The sequence below is a fragment of the Bacteroides intestinalis genome (assembly GCF_003464595.1).
Taxonomy (GTDB): Bacteria; Bacteroidota; Bacteroidia; order Bacteroidales; family Bacteroidaceae; genus Bacteroides; species Bacteroides intestinalis_A.
In genome coordinates this window covers 188,412-209,853 of record NZ_QRZF01000007.1, presented here as the reverse complement: position 1 = coordinate 209,853, position 21,442 = coordinate 188,412, and the positions used below count along the sequence as shown (strand labels likewise).

The window sequence follows — 21,442 nt, the reverse complement described above, 5'->3', positions numbered from 1 at the left end:
TTTTTAGGTATTAACAATTAGAAAGTCACATTTATGCCTACCGTGAAAGTTCGGTTCAACGGGTACATTCCATAGTCAGTACCCGGTGCCAGCGAGCTATCCTCTTTATGGCTTGTTTCAGGGTTGAATCCGCTATAATTGGTGAATGTCGCCAGATTCTGGATAGACATGTATACCCGGGCATTCTGCATGGCGCATTTTTGAGTAAGTACTTTAGGCAAAGTGTAACCCAGCGTCAGGTTATTGATCCGTATAAAAGAAGCATCTTCCACCCAACGGGTTGAAACGGCATTATTTTGTCCCGTGGTCAAGGCATTTGCGCGTGGAGTTTTGCCGTCTCCCGGATTTTCCTCAGATTGCCATCTGTTGAGCACTTCCCGCATCTGATTCATATTTCCTTCTAATTGTGTGAAAAAACGTTTTCCTAAGAACAGTACATCCCGCCCATGAACACCTTGTAGTACTATACTGAGATCAAAATTCTTGTATGTCAACTGGTTAGTCATCCCCCAAGAGAATTTAGGTTCGTTGTTTCCGATAATGGTACGATCATCGGCATCAATTATTCCGTCTTTGTTTATATCGGCATATTTAGCATCACCCACATGCGAATCGGCCAAGTGGGGACTGTTATCTAAATCGGCTTGGTTCATATAAACGCCTATTTGTTTATAACCATAGAAATTTCCCATCGGTTTACCAATCATTGTAATGTGCGTTGTTCCGGCGCCACCGTCGCTTTGTATCGGATCACCTGCGGGACCAAGCTCAATCACCTTATTACGGTTCATGGACATATTTAGATTGGTGGTCCAACTAAAGTCTTTATTCATCACATTGACAGAATTGATTGTGAATTCAATCCCTTTATTGTTTACTTTACCAATATTACGCCAAGCTTTGGAAAAGCCAGTGATTGTTGGAATATCTACATTAAGTAACAGGTCGGTTGTTCTGCGCTTATATAAATCCAACATAAACGATAAACGATTTTTGAATATGGAGAACTCAAATCCTAAATCGTATTGTAAAGTCTTTTCCCAAGTCAGAGCGTGATTGGAAAAACTATCTTGTGCTGATCCGGCAACAACATTTCCAGTTCCGGAACCAAATACATAATTTGCATTACTCATCGTACCGATTGATGCGTAATTGTCCGACATGCTGTTGTTTCCGGTTAAACCAATACTTGCCCGTATTTTCATATCACTAATCCACTGGATATTTTTCATAAACTTTTCCTGTGAGATTCTCCAGGCTACTGACCCCGATGGAAAATAACCGTAGCGATTGTCTTTTCCGAAGCAGGAAGAACCATCTGAACGAATCGAAGCTGTCAGATAGTATTTATTGTTATATCGATAATTCACACGAGCCAGATAAGAAATCAGTGACCATTCATTCATATCAGAAGAACCGCTTTTTACCTTTGCATTATTTAAGGTACGGATAATATCGTCAGGAAAATCCGAACCTTCCGCTTTGCTCTGATTGTAAGTGTTCTTTTGGAAGGTAAGCCCAGCTACAGCATCAATTTCATGAGCTCCGAAAGAAGTGAAATAACTTAGTGTATTTTCGTTCAGCCAATTAAAAACTTCTTTGTTCTCAGTATTACCTTTTCTATCAGTTGAAGGAAGTGGAGCCACCGTTCCACCTTTAGGAACGTTAGATGGGCGGAAAAACTTACTTCTGTAGTTCATCATGTCGGCTCCTATTGTTGTCTTAAATTTCAAATTTCTTAATATGGAAATTTCAGCAAACATATTTCCGAAAAAGCGGAGATTGGCTCGTTTATTTTCGATATCTTTTGCTAAAGCAACAGCATTGGGAACACCGCTCAGACCATCGCCAGCTACAGCGTATTCTGCTTGCGAAGACCAGGTCCCATCTGGATTATAAACAGGCATAAGGGCAGTGGTTGCTAATGCCGGAATGATTACTCCGTCACCCGTCCAGTGTCCTTCGTTCACCCGGTTTTGATTGATATAGGTCGGCGCCAGATTGATCCCGACTTTTAGCCATTTAGTAAATTCACTTTCAATTTTCGCACGGGCTGAGAAACGTTCATAATCGCTTCCAATGATGATTCCTACTTGATTGAAATATCCGGCAGAGAACATATATTTTGTTTTGCTATCCCCACCGCTAACAGAAACCTGATAGTTTTGGATAGGCGCCGTTCTGAAAATTTCGTCCTGCCAATCTGTTCCTTTGCCTATGGCTGCCATAACTTCCGGATCATCGTATATGGCTGGATAGCGATAACGGTTACCGGCGGGGCGCATTTCTAATGGATCATTGGGTGATGCACCCGGAACACGATCGACATAATTATTGTTGAAAGCTTCTCTACTAAATGCAACGAACTCCTCAGCATTTAACATGTCCATTTTTTTAGTGACATTCTGAAATCCATAATATATATCTAAGTTTATACTCACTTTTCCGGCTTTACCCGACTTAGTGGTAACCAACACAACTCCGTTTGCTGCACGCGAACCGTAAATGGCAGATGCAGAGGCATCTTTCAATACTTCTATAGATTCTATATCATTCGGATTGATAGAATTCAGATTTTGTTCGCCTAAAGGAAAGCCGTCAACCACGTATAGTGGGGAACTGGAAGCAGAGATTGAACCCGCTCCGCGCACACGGATAGTGGCGGCTTGTCCGGGAGAACCAGCAACCTGCTGAACTTGCACGCCAGCTAGTTGTCCGGCCATAGCTTGTGTAGGGTGTGATACTTTCAGGTCTTTCATAGAACCGGCTGATATTTGACCTACAGATCCTGTTAGGTCTTTCTTCTTAACAACTCCATAACCAATAACTACTACTTCATCCAGAGTCTCCGAATCTTCTTTCATGATTATCTTCAAATGAGTCTGATTGCTAATTTTAATTTCTTGAGTGAGATAACCAATATAGGAAACTTGAAGAATAGCGTTTTCGTGCATATTGGTAATGATGAACTTACCATCCAGATCTGTAATGCATCCGTTAGTGATACCTTTTTCAACTATATTCGCTCCGATAATCGGTTCACCTTTTTCATCGGTGACTATACCGGTAATTTTTTTAGTTGATTGCTGGCTTATTCCATTTTGGTGAGAAAGGTCATCACGTTTGATAAGCGTGACGTTCTTTCCGACTAATTTATATGCTACGTCGGTTCCTGTAAATATTTTATTTAAAATTTCAGAAACAGATTCATTATCAGCATTCAAGGATATCTGTCGATTTACATTGATCTTGTTCCTGTCGTATACGAACAGGTATTCGGTTTGCTTCTCTATTTTATAAATGATTTCCCGTAGGGAAAGATTGTCGGCATGTATAGACACTTTTGCATTCTGTGAATTGGCTTCTGTTGCAAAAAGGTTGCAAAAACATGCGAACAGAACAATAACTGTGATTTTCATAATACGAAATATGTGTTTAATTTCGGATATGGATTGTTTATACAAAAAATAATTCATAATTTTGTATGCAATTATGTTAGTACTTCGATTAATTATTCAAGGTCGGGAGTCTAACCCTTAACCGGTAAGTGTTGGAGCACTTGCCGGTTTTCTATTTACTCTTTATATCTATGTCATAGGCTATTAGTATTTAAAGGTTTAACAATAAAATTTATATAAGAATCAATCTCTGTAAGAATTTGTATGTTGGATTAATTAATAATAATTAAATTTTTCTCATCATCTTTTTGGTAAGTGAAATGATGGGTGAGCTGCAAAACATTCAGGATGTGGTATAAACCATCTCTTGTTCGAAATTTGGCAGTGGAATGTAGCTTGTTCTGTATAATAGATTTGTTGTTTATCTGAATATTTACATCAAAATATAATTCCAGCTTTTTTAGAACTTCCATCAGTGACTCATCAAAATAGAGAATTCCTTTGCGCCAAAGAAAATAGTCAATGTGCTGCATAGAAGTAACTACTAACTTCTTATTTGTCAATATAGCCCGATTGTCAGGTGTCAAAGAAAGCTGTTGATTTGTCGCATGATCGCTAATTTCAACTTTTCCAGTTAACAAAGCAGCTTCAAAATCTTTTGATTGTTTGTAGGCTCTTACATTAAAAGAGGTTCCTAATGCCTTAATATCATAATTGGATGTGGATACAATAAATGGTTTGTTTTTATTTGCTTTTACTTCAAAAAAACCTTCTCCATTGAGACTGACCTTTCGTTTTCCTTTAGCGAAGCGGGTAGGAAAATTTAGTGTACTACCGGCATTCAACCAAACCTGAGAACCGTCGGCTAAAGTAAGTTGTGCATTCTGCCCAGCTGGAACATGTATGGTTTGCATGGCAATATCTTCTTCTGTATCTACGAGTGGTAGATGTATCCAATAATGCAAAATAAATCCTAGAATAAAGATTGCAGCTAGTTCTATTGCTTTTTGCCAGATATGTCTTGATTTTACCTTCTTTAGGAAAGAATTTGTAATAACTTCAGGTACCTCATGCCAGAAACTTATCTCATATAAACGGCATAGCTGCTGATAGTGTTTCATATTCGCCTCATTGGCATCTAGCCATTCCGTAATCAAACGTGATTGTTCATCAGTTGTACGTCCTTCGAAATATAATTGTAGTAACTTATCATCCATATTTTTCTTTGCTTTATATATAAGACGATAGTTAGGAAAGGTTCACTAGTAGCAAACCTACTTTTTTAATAGAAAAATAAAAAATAAAACAGAGGCAGGTAATCTTTTAGAGAAATGCGTAGAGCTTTCAATGCTTTGGCAATATGATAATCGACCCCTTTTACGGTGATACCTAATGTTTGTGCTATCTCTTTTCCGGATTTCTGTTCGAAACGGCTCATCCTAAAAACTATGGCTGTTTGTTCGGGAAGTACTTCTAGAGTATGATTTAGGATCGTTTGTATTTCTGTAGAGAAAATATCATCAGGATTGCATCCTTCAAGAGTTGATATACGAATGGACAATTCCCGCCGCTGCCATTCAGCCATAGCCTCAAGTCTTTCTTTGTGGCTAATCTGTGCTCTGAGGTAATCCTGGGATTTATGTTTTAGTATTGTCAATAGCAAGACCAAAGGTTTCTCTACGGTTTCCTTATTCATTGTTTCCCATAACTTAATAAGGGATTCTGTCGCTATATCTTCGGCTACCTGGTCGTTTCGTACATACATCAGAGAGAAACGGTAAGCTTTTCTGTAGTACTTTACATAGATGTCGTTAAACTGTTCGATTTGTAACATTATTACTAAGAACCTGTTAAAATATGATTGAAATATTGTTTTAAGAATGTTTCTGATTAGTCCAATAGTATAAGTGACTAAATAAAATGTATCAGACTGATTTTACGGAAACAGGGTGGCAATATATATAGAAAGTTTTGAATGTACAAGCAGAAAGTGTAAATATAATCTTTAGATGATTTGAAATGTAACCTTTTATTCTGTGAGGCTGGTGCCACTTTGATACAGTTATGGTATGGCTCATCTCTTTTGTCTGGAAGGAAATAATCATGGTTTTAGTCTATTCATAATTTGTAAAAAGGAAAATAAAAGAGTGAAGCAGATGGAGAAGTTTTCGGCTTTATTTGTACTTTTGGCGTACGAAATATTAATGAATGATTCTTATGAAAGCAGGATACATCTGTTTATTGCTCTTAATGGGTGCGAGTGTCGCACTCACAGCATGTGGTAATACCAAAAATAAAAAGGCTGAAAGTAATATTGTAGGTAATGATAAAGACGAGCATGGCTGCATTGCTTCCGCCGGATATACGTGGAGTGAAGTGCAAAAAGACTGCATTCGTCTTTGGGAAAAAGGAGTCCGCATGGAAGATGTGGCGGATAAGGAAAAGTCGGCGTATATTGTTTTTGCTCCCGACTCATTGCAAGTAGAATTATTCTTCTCCGGTGACCAACCCAATGAAATATTGGATCGCCGTTCGCTGCCGGGCGGAGACTATGCCTGGAATGTAGAAGACGATGATACAAAGAATGTCCGCCAGGAGAATGGAAAATGGACAATCAGCCAACGAGGAAACCTGATCTATCAGCAGGTGGACGAGGCTAAGTAATTGTTTGAGCTGTTATGGAGAACTTTGCTGCCATAGACTTTGAAACTGCCAATGAACAACGCACCAGTGTGTGCAGTGTCGGGGTAGTGATTGTACGGGATGGGGAGATTGTAGATCATTACTATAGTCTTATTCGTCCTGAACCGGAGTATTACTCCTATTGGAATACCCGGGTACATGGGTTGACATTGGCAGATACAGCGGAAGCACCGGTATTTCCGGTAGTATGGCAAGAGATTGCACCGCTTATAGAGGGGCTTCCGCTTGTGGCGCATAACAAAGGTTTTGATGAAAGTTGTTTGAAAGCGGTTTTCAAGACTTACTGCTTAGATTACCCCGATTATGAATTTCATTGTACCTTGAGTACGGCACGAAGGCGAATCAAAGGTTTGCCCAATTATCAGTTGCATACGGTAGCGGCCTATGTTGGATACGAGTTGGAACAGCATCACCATGCATTGGCTGATGCTGAGGCTTGTGCCTGGATCGCCCGGGAAATAATAGAATAACGAAGAAAAAAGTACGAATATGGATTTAGCATCACTTACTGCGGAAGTCTGCCGCATTGCTATGGATGCAGGAAGTTTTTTGAAAGAAGAAAGAAAAACATTCCGTAGCGAGAGCGTGGAAAAGAAACATGCGCATGACTACGTGTCCTACGTAGATAAAGAATCGGAGAAGCAGATTGTTGCTGAACTCTCCGCATTGTTGCCGGAAGCCGGTTTTATTACGGAAGAAGGTTCGGCTGTGTATCAGGATGAACCCTATTGCTGGGTTGTGGACCCGCTGGACGGGACTACGAATTATATCCATGACAATGCACCTTACTGCGTATGTATAGCCCTTCGCTCCAGGGAGGAACTCTTGTTGGGTGTGGTGTATGATCCTTGCCGGGATGAGTGTTTCTATGGTTGGAAAGACGGTGGCGCTTACGTAGATGGCCAGCGAATACAGGTTTCTAATGTACAACAGATGGAAGATGCCTTTCTGGTAGTCGAACTGCCTTATAACTCATGCCAATATGCCCGTACGGGAGAACACCTGATACATAACCTGTATGGTAAAGTAGGTGGCATTCGTATGACCGGTTCTGCTGCCTTAGCGATATGCTATGTAGCTGCCGGACGTTTTGATGCCTGGGCGGAGGCGTTCATCGGCAAATGGGATTATTCGGCGGCGGCGTTGCTTGTATTGGAGGCAGGTGGCCGGGTGACCGACTTCTATGGAAATGAAAGTTTTATAGAAGGGCATCATATTATTGCTACGAACGGACATCTGCATTCTACGTTACAACAACTGATACAAGAAGTCCCTCCATTGGGGATGTAACATAAATAAACTACTTAATGAAAAATACTGTGAAAATCTGGTTAGGCCCTCTGTTTCATCTCTTTTTCCCACGTTGTTGTGTGGTTTGTGGAGCTCCGCTTGCAGAAGGTGAAGAGGCTATTTGCACGCATTGTAACATTAACATGCCCCGTACCAATTACCATAAGGTAAAAGACAACCTTGTGGAGCGTATGTTCTGGGGAAAGATTCCTTTGGAACGTGCCACTTCTTATTTTTTCTATCGCAAAGGGAGTGACTTTCGCAAGATACTGCATCAGTTCAAGTATGGAGGACGAAAAGAACTGGGTGCAATAATGGGGCGTTTTATGGCTGCAGAGTTGGCTACAACAGATTTCTTTGAAGGTATAGATGTCATTATCCCCGTGCCTCTGCATCCCCGTAAGAGGAGGGCGCGCGGGTACAATCAAAGTGAATGGATTGCCCGTGGTGTGTCTCAGGTAGTAGGATTACCTGTGGATGTATCTTCGGTGATACGTGAGAAGCATACGGATACGCAAACCCGTAAATCGACTTATGAACGTTGGGAGAATGTGGATGGCATCTTTCGGCTTCGTCATCCGGAGAATTTTGTGGGAAAGCATGTACTGATCATTGATGATGTGTTGACTACCGGCTCTACTACTACTGCTTGTGCCGATGTTTTTCATGAAGTAGAAGGAGTACGCATTAGTGTGCTGACATTGGCGGTAGCCGAAGGATAGTATAAATAATGTTAATATAAAAATTAAGGCTCTGCATTCAGCAGATTCTGTATCATTGATGCAGCTGTTTGCAGGACAGAAAACAAAAAAGGTTCGCCGTAATGACGAACCTTTTTGCTCTTCCTCTTGGACTTGAACCAAGGACCCTCTGATTAACAGTCAGATGCTCTAACCGACTGAGCTAAGGAAGAATATGCATTCAAGTTTCTCTTTCGCTCTTCCTCTTGGACTTGAACCAAGGACCCTCTGATTAACAGTCAGATGCTCTAACCGACTGAGCTAAGGAAGAATGTTGTTTTTTCTCAAATGCGGTGCAAAAGTAATAGGATATTTTGAAATATGCAATATCTTTGCAAAAAAAATATCGAAATGGACAAAATAATTGGAATGGGCAACGCCCTTGTTGATGTTCTTGCTACTCTCAACGACGACCAAATTCTAAACGAAATGGAATTGCCCAAGGGGAGCATGACTCTGATTGATGAAACGAAACTGCTGATAATCAATGAGTGTTTCAGTGAAATGGAAACAGAACTGGCCACCGGGGGCTCTGCAGGAAATGCAATTCGTGGTATGGCATGCCTCGGAGCAGGAACAGGATTCATTGGTAAGGTTGGCAATGACGCATATGGAAAGTTTTATCGGCAAAGTTTGTTGGAACGGGGAACTGAAGCAAATTTATTGGTATCTTCCGAGTTACCTTCGGGGGTAGCTTCCACTTTTATATCGCCTGACGGGGAACGTACTTTCGGTACTTACCTGGGTGCTGCTGCTACATTAAAGACAGAAGACCTTTCACGGGAGATGTTTAAGGGCTATACTTATTTGTTCATTGAAGGTTATCTGGTACAGGATCACGATATGATACTTCGTGCCATTGAACTGGCAAAAGAAGCCGGATTGCAAATCTGCCTGGATATGGCAAGCTATAATATTGTGGAGCAAGACCATGATTTCTTCTCTTTATTGATAAACAAGTATGTGGATATTGTGTTTGCCAATGAGGAGGAGGCCAAGGCATTTACGGGTAAGGAGCCTGAAGAGGCACTGGACGTGATTGCCAAAATGTGTAGCATCGCTATTGTGAAGTTGGGTGCCAGAGGATCACTCATCCGTAAAGGTACGGAAGAAGTGCATGTGCATGCTGTCACTGTGGACAGGGTAATAGATACGACCGGTGCAGGTGATTATTTCGCTGCCGGTTTTTTATATGGGCTGACTTGCGGATATTCCCTGGAGAAATGTGGTAAGATAGGTTCTATCCTTTCAGGAAGCATCATCCGGGTGATCGGTGCAGAAATGCCTGTCGAGTGGTGGGAAGATATCAAAACGAGAATCAGTGAACTATAATAAACAGGATATGAAGAAAATACTGAAAGTACGCTGGATAACTGCTTTACTGTTAGTAGTAGGTGCAGTTGTCTTTTTTAGTTTCAAGAGTGGTGATAGCCGCAGTTTCCAGATTGCAAAGAACCTGGATATATTCAACTCCATTGTGAAGGAACTGGATATGTTCTATGTAGATACGTTGGACCCGAATAAGACGATACGTGAGGGTATCGATGCGATGCTGTATTCGCTGGACCCCTATACGGAGTTTTATCCGGAGGAGGATCGTAGTGAACTGGAACAAATGCTTAAGGCTTCTTATGGAGGTATAGGTTCTATCATTCGATATGAGCCGAAACTGAAGCGTACGGTGATTGTAGAACCTTACGAAAATATGCCTGCTGCGGAAGTGGGATTGAAAGCAGGTGATATCTTGCTTGAAATAGATGGAAAGGATTTGACCGGAAATACGGATGTGAGTAAAATGCTTCGTGGACAGGTGGGGACAAGTTTCCAACTGAAGGTTGAGCGTCCCGGTGAGGCAAAGCCATTAGATTTTACAATTGTCCGTAAGAACATCCAGTTGCCGTTTATTCCTTATTACAGCAAACTGGATAACAATATCGGTTATATCAACCTGAGTACTTTCTCCGGAAATCCTTCCAAAGAGTTTAAGAAAGCTTTCCTTGATTTAAAGAAACAGGGTATCACTTCATTGGTGATCGATTTACGTAATAATGGCGGTGGTTTGTTGGAAGAAGCTGTAGAGATAGCCAATTACTTTTTGCCTCGTGGCAAGACGATTGTAACCACGAAAGGCAAGATAAAACAAGCCAGCAATACGTATAAGACCTTGCGCGAACCGTTGGATACGGATATTCCTATTGCTGTATTGGTAAATAGCGGTACGGCTTCTGCTTCGGAAATTCTGGCGGGTGCATTGCAGGATTATGACCGGGCAGTGATTGTGGGCAATCGCACGTTTGGAAAAGGCTTGGTGCAGGTTCCGCGTACTTTGCCTTATGGTGGTACGATGAAGGTGACTACTTCCAAATATTATATTCCCAGTGGTCGTTGTGTACAGGCGATAGACTACAAGCATCGTAATCCGGATGGTAGTGTAGGACGTATTCCTGATAGTTTGACTACCGTATTCCATACGGCTATCGGACGTGAAGTGCGTGATGGCGGTGGTGTGACACCGGACGTTGCAGTGGAACAGGAAAAGTTACCTAATATTTTGTTCTATCTGGTGAATGATAATCTGATCTTTAATTATGCTACGCAATACTGCCTGAAGCATCCTACAATCGCTTCTCCCGAGAATTTCGAAGTGACGGATGCTGATTATGCAGAGTTTAAGGAAATGGTGAAGAAGGCGGACTTTAAATATGACCAGCAGAGTGAGAAAATTCTGAAGAACCTGAAAGAAATGGCAGAATTTGAAGGCTATATGAAAGATGCTTCCGAAGAATTCAAGGCACTTGAACAGAAGCTTAGCCATAATCTGGACCGTGACCTGGATTACTTTGCAAAAGATATCAAGAACATGATAGCACAGGATATCATTAAACGCTATTATTTCCAGCGTGGCGGCATCATCCAGCAACTGAAGGATGACAATGACCTGAACGAAGCAACGAAGGTGCTGGGCAACTCGGAGGAGTATAAGAAAATGCTGAGCGTACCGGAAGCTACGGTCATAAAAGAGAAGGGGAAAGAAACAAGCTTGGTGAATTATAATTCATACCGAAAAAGCAGTCTGATGATTTTTGACTATGTAGTGTAGGCTATAGCTTGTAGCTTCTTAAAATAAGTAACCGGATAATTTTACGGTTTATCTTTACCTTTTCGGAAAAGATAATCCATAAAGTTATCCGGTTTTTTGGTGGAAAACAATTACCTTTGCTGGCAGGTTACTTGTAAATCAATATATATGAGAATATCTCTGTTGTTATTTTGCATATTTTCTCTTTTTAGTAGCTTATCACGTGGTTCCTCTATTCCTTTCTCTCCCATCGTGAGGAGCTATTCCGTATCAGATTATAATGCAGGTATTCAGAACTGGTCTATCACCCAGGATGATAGGGGAGTTATGTATATTGGCAATAACAAAGGTCTGCTGGAGTTTGATGGAAATAGCTGGGAGCTTCATGAATTACCTTCCAGGAATATAGTACGCTCTGTATATATCGGTAAAGACGGTAAAATATTTGTGGGCTCTTTCGAAGAGTTCGGATATTTCGAACGTAATTCATTGGATAGCCTTGTGTACCACTCTTTAAAAGATGAGGCGAAAGATTTCCGGTTCCATAATGATGAAATCTGGACGATTACGTCGGCACATGGGGAGATTGTATTTCAATCTTTCGGTTCTCTGTTCTTTTATGACGGGCATACCGTGAAGGGGATTCGTACAAAAACTCTTCCTTTGAATCTGTTTCAGGTAGGTGATACGGTTTATTCTCAACAGATAAACGGAGGGCTTTTCATTCTTGCAAAGAATGGGCTGGAAAATCTGATTGAACGAAAATTACTGGGAAACAGTGATGTGGTGGCAGGACTTCCGTATAATGACGGGGTTTTATTCCTGACACAAAAGAGTGGCGGTTTTGTTTACCAGAATGGAAAGATACTGAAGTGGCATACAGAATGTGATGCTGAACTCGAAAAGTACTCTGTAAACCGGGCTGTAATGACAAAAGACAGTTGCTATATTATCGGTACGCTTTCTAATGGAATTTATGCAATAGATAAAGAAGGACGTTTACTTTGGAAGGAGAATACGGATAGTCGCTTACAGAATAATACTGTATTAGGGTTATATTGTGATGCCGATAACAATGTCTGGGCAGCTTTGGATGAAGGTATAGCCTATATACAAAATAACTCCCTGGTGTATTACTATGAGCCTCCTTACCGGAAAATAGGAATGGTCTATGATGTGCTGGTGAAAGAAGATGAGGCTTATATCGCTTCCAATCAAGGACTTTACAGGATTAGGAACAGACTCCCCGAACTTGTTCCGGGACTGGAAGAGCAGGCATGGTTCGTTGGTGAATGGGGAAAACAGATTTTATGTGGACATAATAAAGGAACTTTTCAGATATCGGGCTCGCAGGCATTGCTGATTTCGGATGTGAGAGGAGCGATGTGTATGAAAGAAGTCAATCTGGAAGGACGTTCGTTCTTATTGCAAGGCACCTATACGTTTCTGAATTTATACAATGAGGAGTCTTCGGGCATCTGGAAGTTTCTGCGGTCGTTAGGCGGGTTTACCCACATGGTGCGGGAGATCGAGATGGATCCCCAGGGGAATATCTGGGTGAAGCATTTACGGAAAGGATTATTCCGTTTTCGGATTAATCCGGATCTGAAACGGGTAGAAGATGTCAGAACCTATATGGAACTGGGTGATGTGAAAGATGGGGACTTCTCTTTGTTTAAGATCAACGGACGGGTTGTTTTTTCAAATGGGGAAACGTTTTACACTTACGAAGATATGAATGATTCTATTATTCCTTATGAATCGATGAATGAACAATTGGCGGATTTGAAAGGAATACATAGTGTGAGTCATGCAAAAGGCAATCTATACTGGTTTGTCAGCAGTAAGATGGCATATTTGGTGAAATGTGAGATGAATGTTTTCCGGATTGAACATAGAATTCCGTTTTCTTTGTTTGATGGTTTGTCTATAGAGGAGAGAGCAGCGATGGTTTATGACAAGGCGAGTGGCAGTTCCTATCTCTGCTTGAATAATGCTGTTGCCCGAATTGATTCAGATAGTTCTCTTTTGTACAAGTCCTCTATTAGGCGCTCTTTGTGGATCTCGGCTATAACGACTGAGTCGGAGTGGACGGGAAAAATAAAACGATTGTCGGTGCAAAAAGAGAACAAGATTGATGCAGATTTGAATACCGTATGCTTCTCTTTATGCTATCCGGTTTATAATGACTATACTTACAAGGTAAGATATAAATTGGAAGGACTATCCGATCAGTGGGTGGAAGGTGACCGCAGCCTGCAGAAGAAATATACCCGTTTGCCATTTGGGTCGTATGTTTTCAAAGCTGAGATTTATAATGAGAATGAAGTATTGGCATCGGTAACGCTACCTTTTGAAGTCTTGAGACCTTGGTATCTATCATATTGGGCTATCACCGGTTATGTTCTGATTGGGCTGTTGTTGTTATTGTTGTTGCAATACATCGTTTATCAGTCTGTGAAGAAGAAGAAAGACAGGGTGATTGAACAGCAACGCATTGCCCATCAAGCTGAGATAGAAATACAGGAAAAGAAGATTATCGAATTGGAGAAAGAGCAACTGGAAGCTGATTTACGTTTTAAGAGTAAAGAGCTGTCCGGAGTTGTGATGACCAATATTGCCCATCAGGAGTTTTTGAATTCGTTGAAAGAAGAAATACAACAGCAGAAGTTATCAGGGCAGTATACGCGGAAGAACTTGGATAAGCTCTTAGTATTGATTAATCAAAGTATCGTTTCAGATGAGGAAAACTGGAATATGTTCCAGGCGAATTTTGACCGGATACATGAGAACTTCTTCCGAAACCTGAAACAACAATATCCGGATCTGACAGCAGGTGATTTACGTTTCTGTGCTTTACTCCGCCTGAATATGCCGACAAAAGAGATTGCCAAGCTGCTGAACATATCGGTGAGGGGCGTAGATGCGGCAAGATATCGCTTGCGTAAGAAATTTAATCTATCTCAGGAAGATAGTCTGACGGATTTTATGATTAATTTTAAATAGTTGATTCTTAACGTAATAATGTGAAAGGAAGTACTAAAATAGTACCTCCTTTTTTTTTGTTTTGCACTAAAGGTACTTTTGTTGTAGCTCTGTATTGTGGCGGTTTAAGGTGCTTTCTCTTTATTTGCAGCGAAATCATTTTTCTCCAAAAATAATAAAGAATGAAAAGCATGAGACAATTAATCCTTAAGGTACAATCGTTTTTAATTTTATTGGTGCTGGTATCTGCCAATGTGCAAGCACAAAAATCCCCTGTCGATATGGATCGCTTCATTGATGATCTGATGAAGAAGATGACGCTGGAAGAGAAAATCGGCCAGTTGAACTTACCTGTTACGGGTGAAATAACTACCGGACAAGCCAAGAGTAGCAATGTGGCTAAACGTATCCGTGCCGGTGAAGTGGGTGGACTCTTTAACTTGAAAGGCGTGGAGCGTATTCGTGACGTTCAGAAACAGGCAGTAGAAGAAAGTCGTCTGGGTATTCCTCTTTTATTTGGTATGGATGTAATTCATGGATACGAAACGGTATTCCCTATTCCTTTGGGACTATCCTGTACCTGGAACATGAAAGCTATTGAAGAATCTGCACGTATTGCTGCTATCGAAGCCAGTGCTGATGGTATTTGCTGGACATTCAGTCCGATGGTGGATGTTTCCCGTGATCCCCGTTGGGGACGTGTGTCCGAAGGGAATGGTGAAGATCCCTTCTTAGGAGCGGAAATTGCGCGTGCTATGGTACGTGGTTATCAAGGGAAAGATATGAGTAGTAATGATGAGATTATGGCTTGCGTGAAGCACTTTGCGTTATATGGGGCATCAGAAGCCGGACGCGACTATAATACAGTGGATATGAGTCATCAACGTATGTTCAACGAATATATGTTACCTTATCAGGCTGCCGTGGAAGAAGGTGTGGGTAGTGTGATGGCTTCATTCAATGAAGTGGATGGTGTACCGGCTACCGGAAATAAGTGGCTGATGACCGATGTACTTCGTAAGCAGTGGAACTTTGATGGGTTCGTTGTGACGGACTATACCGGTATCACTGAAATGACCGATCATGGTATGGGGGATACACAAACAGTTGCAGCCCTGGCTCTGAATGCAGGTGTCGATATGGATATGGTGAGCGATGCTTTTACAAGCACACTTAAGAAATCTCTGGAAGAAGGAAAAGTTTCAGTAAAGGCTGTTGATGCTGCTTGTCGCCGTATTCTGGAAGCTAAGTATAAGCTGGGCCTTTTTGATAACCCCTATAAATATTGTGATATAACCCGTCCTAAAAAACAAATCTTTACGAAAGAACACCGTGCTATAGCCCGTAAGACAGCTTCGGAAAGCTTTGTTCTCTTGAAGAATGAGAATAGTGTACTCCCTCTGGCAAAGAAAGGTACCATTGCTGTAGTAGGCCCTTTGGCTGATAGCCGTAGCAATATGCCGGGTACGTGGAGTGTGGCTGCTGTGATGAACAAATATCCTTCTTTGATTGAAGGTCTGAAAGAAGTAGTGGGAGGCAAGGCTAAAATTCTTACGGCTAAAGGAAGTAATCTGATGAGTGATGCCGAATACGAAGAACGTGCTACTATGTTTGGCCGTACCCTGCATCGTGACAATCGTACAGATAAGGAACTGCTGGATGAGGCACTTGCTGTAGCTGCCAAGTCTGACGTGATTGTTGCTGCTTTGGGTGAGTCTTCCGAGATGAGCGGTGAAAGCAGTTGTCGTACAGACCTCGAAATGCCGGATACGCAACGTGCACTTTTGCAGGAATTGTTGAAAACCGGCAAACCGGTGGTATTGGTGTTGTTTACCGGTCGTCCGTTAGTATTGAATTGGGAGCAGGAAAATGTACCTGCTATTCTGAATGTGTGGTTTGGTGGTAGTGAAGCTGCTCTTGCCATTGGTGATGTACTGTTTGGAAATGTAAATCCGAGTGGTAAACTTACTGCTACTTTCCCGAAGAGTGTAGGACAGATTCCTTTGTTCTATAACCATAAGAATACCGGTCGTCCTTTGCCTCAAGGGGCCTGGTTCCAGAAGTTCCGTAGCAATTATCTGGATGTAGATAACGAACCGCTTTATCCATTTGGATATGGCTTGAGCTATACTACTTTCTCTTATAGTGATATTACATTGGATAAATCGTCCATGAATATCAATGGAGAGATTACGGCAACTGTAACGGTAACCAATACAGGTAAGTATGACGGTTCGGAAGTAGTGCAGCTATATATCCGCGATCTTATAGGCAGTGTAACACGTCCGGTGAAAGAACTGAAAGGCTTTGAAAAAATCTTCCTGAAAGCCGGTGAATCCAAACAAGTGTCTTTCAAGCTAACAGCTGATATGTTGAAGTTCTACAATTACAATCTGGATTTTGTGTGTGAACCGGGCGACTTTGAAGTAATGATAGGTGGTGATAGCCGTGATGTGAATAAGGCCCTATTTTCGCTTCAATAAGTATCTGCCTGGTAGTAGATAGATAAAGAACGAATACAGAAACTTTATTAAAAATAAATATCTGATAACTAATTAGTTCTGCGAGTATGTAGTAGTTATAAAGTAGTACCATGTTTAGGCGTGGTACTCTTGTGGTAGCCTGTTTTTTGACTTAAATCAATTATTGCTATACGTTTGCAGAGTAATTTTAAATCAATACAAAATGAAAAGAAATCTATTAATTACATGTGTGATGTTGCTGTTTGCTGTCGTTTCGATGGCGCAGAACAAGATTACAGTTTCGGGTGTCGTTACAGATAAGACAGGCGAAACTGTTATAGGTGCTTCTGTTCGGGTAAAAGGACAGGAGAATATGGGAACTATTACGGATATCGACGGAAAATACCAGATTCCTGGCGTACCGGCAAATGCCACTTTGATATTCAGCTATATTGGTATGAAGGAACAGGAAGTGGCGCTTAATGGGCGTTCTACAGTGAATCTTATGATGGAAGAGGATAGCCAGCTCATTGAAGAAGTTGTAGTAGTAGGTTATGGTAGTGCCAAGAAGCGTGATTTGACCGGTTCTATTGTAACAGTGAAAGCTGCCGAGATTGCTTCAAAACCGTCTACCAATCCTTTGGCTTCTATTCAAGGTAAGGTTGCCGGTGTGCAGGTTATCAATACAGGACGTGCCGGGCAGGATCCGGAAATTCGTGTTCGCGGTACAAACTCCATCAATGGTTATACTCCTTTATATGTAGTGGACGGACTGTTTACGGATAACATCAACTATCTGAATACAGCGGATATTGAATCTATGGAAATCCTGAAAGACCCTTCTTCCTTGGCTATTTTTGGTGTGCGTGGTGCTAATGGTGTTATTATCATTACTACTAAGAAGGCGAAAGAAGGTAAGACTCAGGTCAGTATTAATGGTTCGGTGGGTTGGAAAAAGGTTACAGACCGCGTTAGCCTGACTAATGCAGAGCAGTTCAAAATGCTTTATAATGAACAACGCATGAATCAGGGTGGCGATCCGTACGATTATACAGTATGGAATGCAGATACTGACTGGCAGGATGAGATGTTCCAAACAGGTTTCCTTACTAACAATACGGTTAGCATTACAGCTTCGGGAGATAGAAGTAAGTTTTATCTGGGCTTGGGATATGTAATGGAAGAAGGTTCCATTAAGAGTGAAAAGCTGAATAAGTTTACTGTGAATTTGCATAGTGAACATAAAGTAACCGACTTCTTACGTTTTGGTTTCCAGGTGAACGGTGTACGTGCATTATATCCTGATGCAAAAGGTGTAGGCTCTGCTTTGAAAGCAGCTCCGATTGCTCCTGTTTATGATGCGGAAAGCGGTCTTTTACATACTCTTCCTGATTTTCAGCGTGCTCAGGTTTGGAATCCTATGATTGAACCCGTGTTGAGAGGTGCTCATAATAAATCTGCAAATTATCGTATGGCAGGAAATATCTACGGAGAGCTTGATTTGATGAAGAATCTAACCTTTAAGGCTACTTTCTCCCTGGATTATGCTTCCAGCCAGTCACGTTCTTATTCTCCGCTTATTTATGTGTATAACCCGGATGTAGAAGGTGGTAAAGAAAGATTGACGGATAAAGAAAGTATCAGTCAGTCGAAGTCTACATCAATGGCTGCACAGTCCGATTATGTATTGACTTATATTAACCAGTTTGGTGATCATGGTTTAACTCTGACTGCCGGTCTTACTACGAATTATAATGAATATTCTGATTTATCGGGTGGCCGCAGTCAATTGCCGGGTTATGGTGTTCCCATTGGCGAAGATATAGATAAGTGGTGGATTACTATGATTGATGATGCTACATCAGCTACTAATGGTGGATCCCAATATAAACGGTTTACAATGTCCTATCTGTTCCGTGCATTGTATAACTATAAAAATCGTTATTTGCTGAATGCTTCTTATCGTCGTGACGGTTCTTCCGTATTTAAGAGAACAGGAAATACATGGGATAATTTCTATTCATTCGGTGCCGGTTGGGTTATGAGTGAAGAAGCATTCATGAAGAAACAGAATGTAATCGATTATCTGAAGTTGAAAGGCTCATGGGGTGTTTTGGGAAGCCAGAATACAGGAGGTTCCCGCTATCCGGCCTATCCTAATATTACAAGTTCGGGTTCTGCTGTCTTTGGTGATAATGTTATTGCAGGTAAGGGACCGGATAAACTGATTTCACAGACATTGGGTTGGGAGCGTAACTATTCATGGGAAGTTGGTTTTGATATGCATCTGTTGGATGGTCGCATGCAGATTTCTCCTGTTTATTACAATAAGACAACCAAAGATTTGCTGACAAGTGTTCCCGGTCTTTCAGGTACGGTTCCTGCATTGCAGAATACAGGAGAGATTCGTAACCGTGGTTTTGAGTTGGCAGCATCCTGGAGCGATAAAATCGGTGAAAACTGGCGTTATGGTGTTTCAGCCAATCTAACGACTATTGATAATGAAGTTGTATCATTGATAAGCAAGGATTACTCAATAATTAATGGTGTTTCCCGTGTATCTGAAGGATATCCTATCGGCTACTTCTATGGATACAAAGTGGCAGGTGTTTATCAGAATGAAACCGATATAGAAACTTCAGCACCTAACCAGGTAGCTTCTGTGAAGCCGGGCGATTTGAAGTTTGCCGATGTAAATGGTGACGGTATTATCTCAGAGAAAGACCGTACTATGATTGGTAATCCTACTCCGGATTTTACTTATGGTTTTAGCGTAAATCTGGGTTACAAGAATTTTGATTTGAGTGTAGATATGATGGGTGTTTATGGAAATGAGGTTTATCGTAACTGGGATAGTAGTGCTTATGCACAATTCAACTATCGTACAGGGCATTTGAACCGTTGGCATGGTGAAGGAACATCCAACTGGGATCCGATTCTTGATCCATCCCGTTCTGTAAATCTGGAAGCCTCTTCTTACTATGTAGAAGACGGAAGTTTCTTCCGTATCCGTAACATAGAGTTGGGATATACCTTTGATCCCCGTTTGTTGAATCGCATTAAACTGCAATCTTTACGTATCTATGGTAATGTGCAGAATCCTAAAACATGGAGCCGCAATACCGGATATACTCCTGAAGTTGGTGGTAGTGCAACAGCGTTTGGTGTAGATGGTGGAGGTTATCCGATGCCTGTAGTTTATACATTAGGCTTTAACTTATCATTCTAAACATGAAATCTAATAAAAGAAAAACGATCAGTATGAAAAAGATATTTTATTATGTGATGGCTTTGGCACTGGGATGTTCCCAGATGTCATGCAGTGACCTGTTAGATCAGAAACCGCAAGGAGTATTGACTGAAGATGACCTGACTGGTGGTACTTATGAAACACAGATTTTTAACATGTATGCCTTGCTTCGCGGTTATCATATTGTTTCCGGAAATACGGCGTTGGCTATTCATGGTATGCGTTCGGAAGATGCGGAAAAGGGTAGTACACTGTCTGACGGATCTGCAACAGGAAAAATGTTTGATGATTTTGAATATGCTGCAAGTAATGGCATGATAAAAAGTTACTGGAATGCCAATTATACCTTGATTCATAAAGCAAATGATGTATTGGAGGAGATGAAGTCGAATCCTTCATTGACAGGCGGTGACTTAGTCAATAAGGGAGAGGCTTTATTGATGCGTGCTTTCTGTTATTTCAATTTGGTACGTGCTTTTGGCGAAGTGCCCTTGATTGATTTTAAAGTAGGGAGTGTAGCAGATGCCAATATTCCCAAATCTTCTGTTGCTCAGATATATACTTTGATTGATGAAGATTTGACAAATGCAGAATCTTACTTGCCGAGGACTTGGGAAGCACAATATGTCGGTCGTCTTAGCTGGGGAGCGGCTCGTGCCTTACATGCCCGTACTTATATGATGCGTAATGATTGGAACAATATGCGTGCGGCAGCAGAGGACGTTATTTCTTCCGGTTTATATAATTTGAATACACCTTATGAAGATATTTTCCGTGAGAAAGGTGAAAACTGTAGTGAATCTGTTTTAGAACTGCAATGTACTGCTACTGCTGCTCTTCCGGGTTCCAACGAAATTGGTAGCCAGTATGCTTCGGTACAAGGATGCCGTGGAGCCGGTGAATGGAATTTAGGTTGGGGGCAACATACTCCTACTCAATTATTGGCTGATGCATTCGAAGAAGGTGATCCGAGAAAGGATGAGACTCTATTGTATTTTATTAGAACGGGAGAAGATCCTTCGACCATTCCAGCAAACAAACCTTATGGAGAAAAGCCGGTTGCCAATGCTGATGTGATAGCAAAGTACTTTAATAAGAAAGTGTATACGGATCCGGCTTTACGTGAAAAGTATACAAAGGGGGGATATTGGGTGAATATTCGTCTGATCCGTTATTCGGATGTCGTACTGATGGCTGCGGAAGCTGCTTGCGAACTGGGTGATAATACGAGTGCAAGAAGATATCTTGAGATGGTACGTGCCCGTGCCCGTGGTACGAATGCTAATATCTTGCCGGAGGTTACCACTGATAATCAGAGTGAATTGCGGGAAGCTATTCGTCATGAACGTCGTGTTGAGTTGGGTATGGAATTCGACCGTTTCTATGATCTTGTACGTTGGGGAATAGCTAAGGAAGTGCTGCATGCAGCCGGAAAGACCGGTTACCAGGATAAGCATGCATTGTTGCCTTTGCCTCAAGACGAAATTGACAAATCAAATGGCGTGTTAGTTCAAAACCCTAATTATTAATTCATA

Annotated in this window: 13 protein-coding genes and 2 tRNA genes; 10 read left to right on the top strand and 5 right to left on the bottom strand. The window is 41.4% G+C overall.

The genetic code is table 11. The features are described 5' to 3' along the window. Positions 1–17 precede the first annotated feature (17 nt). From DWW10_RS12480 to DWW10_RS12470, 3 genes are all read right to left on the bottom strand, one after another. Complete coding sequence (locus tag DWW10_RS12480) at positions 18–3,419, bottom strand: TonB-dependent receptor (protein WP_118421687.1); 3,402 nt, start codon at positions 3,417–3,419, stop codon at positions 18–20. 251 nt (positions 3,420–3,670) lie between these two features. Then, a complete protein-coding gene (locus DWW10_RS12475) occupies positions 3,671–4,615 on the bottom strand; it encodes a FecR family protein (RefSeq protein ID WP_118421688.1) in 945 nt (314 codons plus the stop codon). Positions 4,616–4,680: 65 nt separating this feature from the next. Beyond that, positions 4,681–5,232, bottom strand: coding sequence for an RNA polymerase sigma-70 factor (locus tag DWW10_RS12470; protein WP_118421689.1), 552 nt, complete (start codon positions 5,230–5,232; stop codon positions 4,681–4,683). Positions 5,233–5,615: 383 nt separating this feature from the next. On the opposite strand from DWW10_RS12470, the gene DWW10_RS12465 reads away from it, so the two are divergent. Genes DWW10_RS12465 through DWW10_RS12450 form a run of 4 tightly spaced genes read left to right on the top strand, consistent with a single transcriptional unit; the run spans position 5,616 to position 8,113 of the window. Next, positions 5,616–6,062 carry a hypothetical protein gene (locus DWW10_RS12465; RefSeq protein WP_022391576.1) on the top strand — a complete coding sequence of 149 codons (447 nt, stop codon included), beginning with the start codon at positions 5,616–5,618 and terminating at the stop codon, positions 6,060–6,062. Positions 6,063–6,076: 14 nt separating this feature from the next. Continuing rightward, positions 6,077–6,571 carry a 3'-5' exonuclease gene (locus DWW10_RS12460; protein ID WP_022391577.1) on the top strand — a complete coding sequence of 165 codons (495 nt, stop codon included), beginning with the start codon at positions 6,077–6,079 and terminating at the stop codon, positions 6,569–6,571. A 19-nt stretch (positions 6,572–6,590) separates the two neighbouring features. Further along, positions 6,591–7,391, top strand: a complete 801-nt coding sequence (locus DWW10_RS12455) for an inositol monophosphatase family protein (RefSeq protein ID WP_007661949.1) — start codon at positions 6,591–6,593, stop codon at positions 7,389–7,391. Positions 7,392–7,408: 17 nt separating this feature from the next. Further along, positions 7,409–8,113 (top strand): ComF family protein, encoded by a 705-nt coding sequence (locus DWW10_RS12450; RefSeq protein WP_022391578.1) that lies wholly within the window; start codon positions 7,409–7,411, stop codon positions 8,111–8,113. Between the two features lie 117 nt (positions 8,114–8,230). Here the strand turns inward: DWW10_RS12450 and DWW10_RS12445 are convergent. Both DWW10_RS12445 and DWW10_RS12440 read right to left on the bottom strand, forming a co-directional pair. Beyond that, positions 8,231–8,304, bottom strand: a tRNA-Asn gene (locus tag DWW10_RS12445). 24 nt (positions 8,305–8,328) lie between these two features. Continuing rightward, positions 8,329–8,402, bottom strand: a tRNA-Asn gene (locus tag DWW10_RS12440). A gap of 80 nt (positions 8,403–8,482) precedes the next feature. Here DWW10_RS12440 and DWW10_RS12435 point away from each other — a divergent pair. From DWW10_RS12435 to DWW10_RS12410, 6 genes are all read left to right on the top strand, one after another. Then, positions 8,483–9,463 carry an adenosine kinase gene (locus DWW10_RS12435; protein ID WP_022391579.1) on the top strand — a complete coding sequence of 327 codons (981 nt, stop codon included), beginning with the start codon at positions 8,483–8,485 and terminating at the stop codon, positions 9,461–9,463. Positions 9,464–9,473: 10 nt separating this feature from the next. Continuing rightward, a complete protein-coding gene (locus DWW10_RS12430) occupies positions 9,474–11,231 on the top strand; it encodes a S41 family peptidase (protein ID WP_022391580.1) in 1,758 nt (585 codons plus the stop codon). Between the two features lie 147 nt (positions 11,232–11,378). After that, on the top strand, positions 11,379–14,216 hold the full coding sequence (locus DWW10_RS12425) for a triple tyrosine motif-containing protein (protein ID WP_182021390.1): 2,838 nt from the start codon (positions 11,379–11,381) through the stop codon (positions 14,214–14,216). Positions 14,217–14,386: 170 nt separating this feature from the next. Then, positions 14,387–16,678, top strand: a complete 2,292-nt coding sequence (gene bglX, locus DWW10_RS12420) for a beta-glucosidase BglX (RefSeq protein ID WP_118421690.1) — start codon at positions 14,387–14,389, stop codon at positions 16,676–16,678. A gap of 202 nt (positions 16,679–16,880) precedes the next feature. Next, positions 16,881–19,886, top strand: a complete 3,006-nt coding sequence (locus DWW10_RS12415; RefSeq protein WP_007661974.1) for a SusC/RagA family TonB-linked outer membrane protein — start codon at positions 16,881–16,883, stop codon at positions 19,884–19,886. 32 nt (positions 19,887–19,918) lie between these two features. Next, on the top strand, positions 19,919–21,436 hold the full coding sequence (locus DWW10_RS12410) for a RagB/SusD family nutrient uptake outer membrane protein (protein WP_182021389.1): 1,518 nt from the start codon (positions 19,919–19,921) through the stop codon (positions 21,434–21,436). Positions 21,437–21,442: the final 6 nt, after the last annotated feature.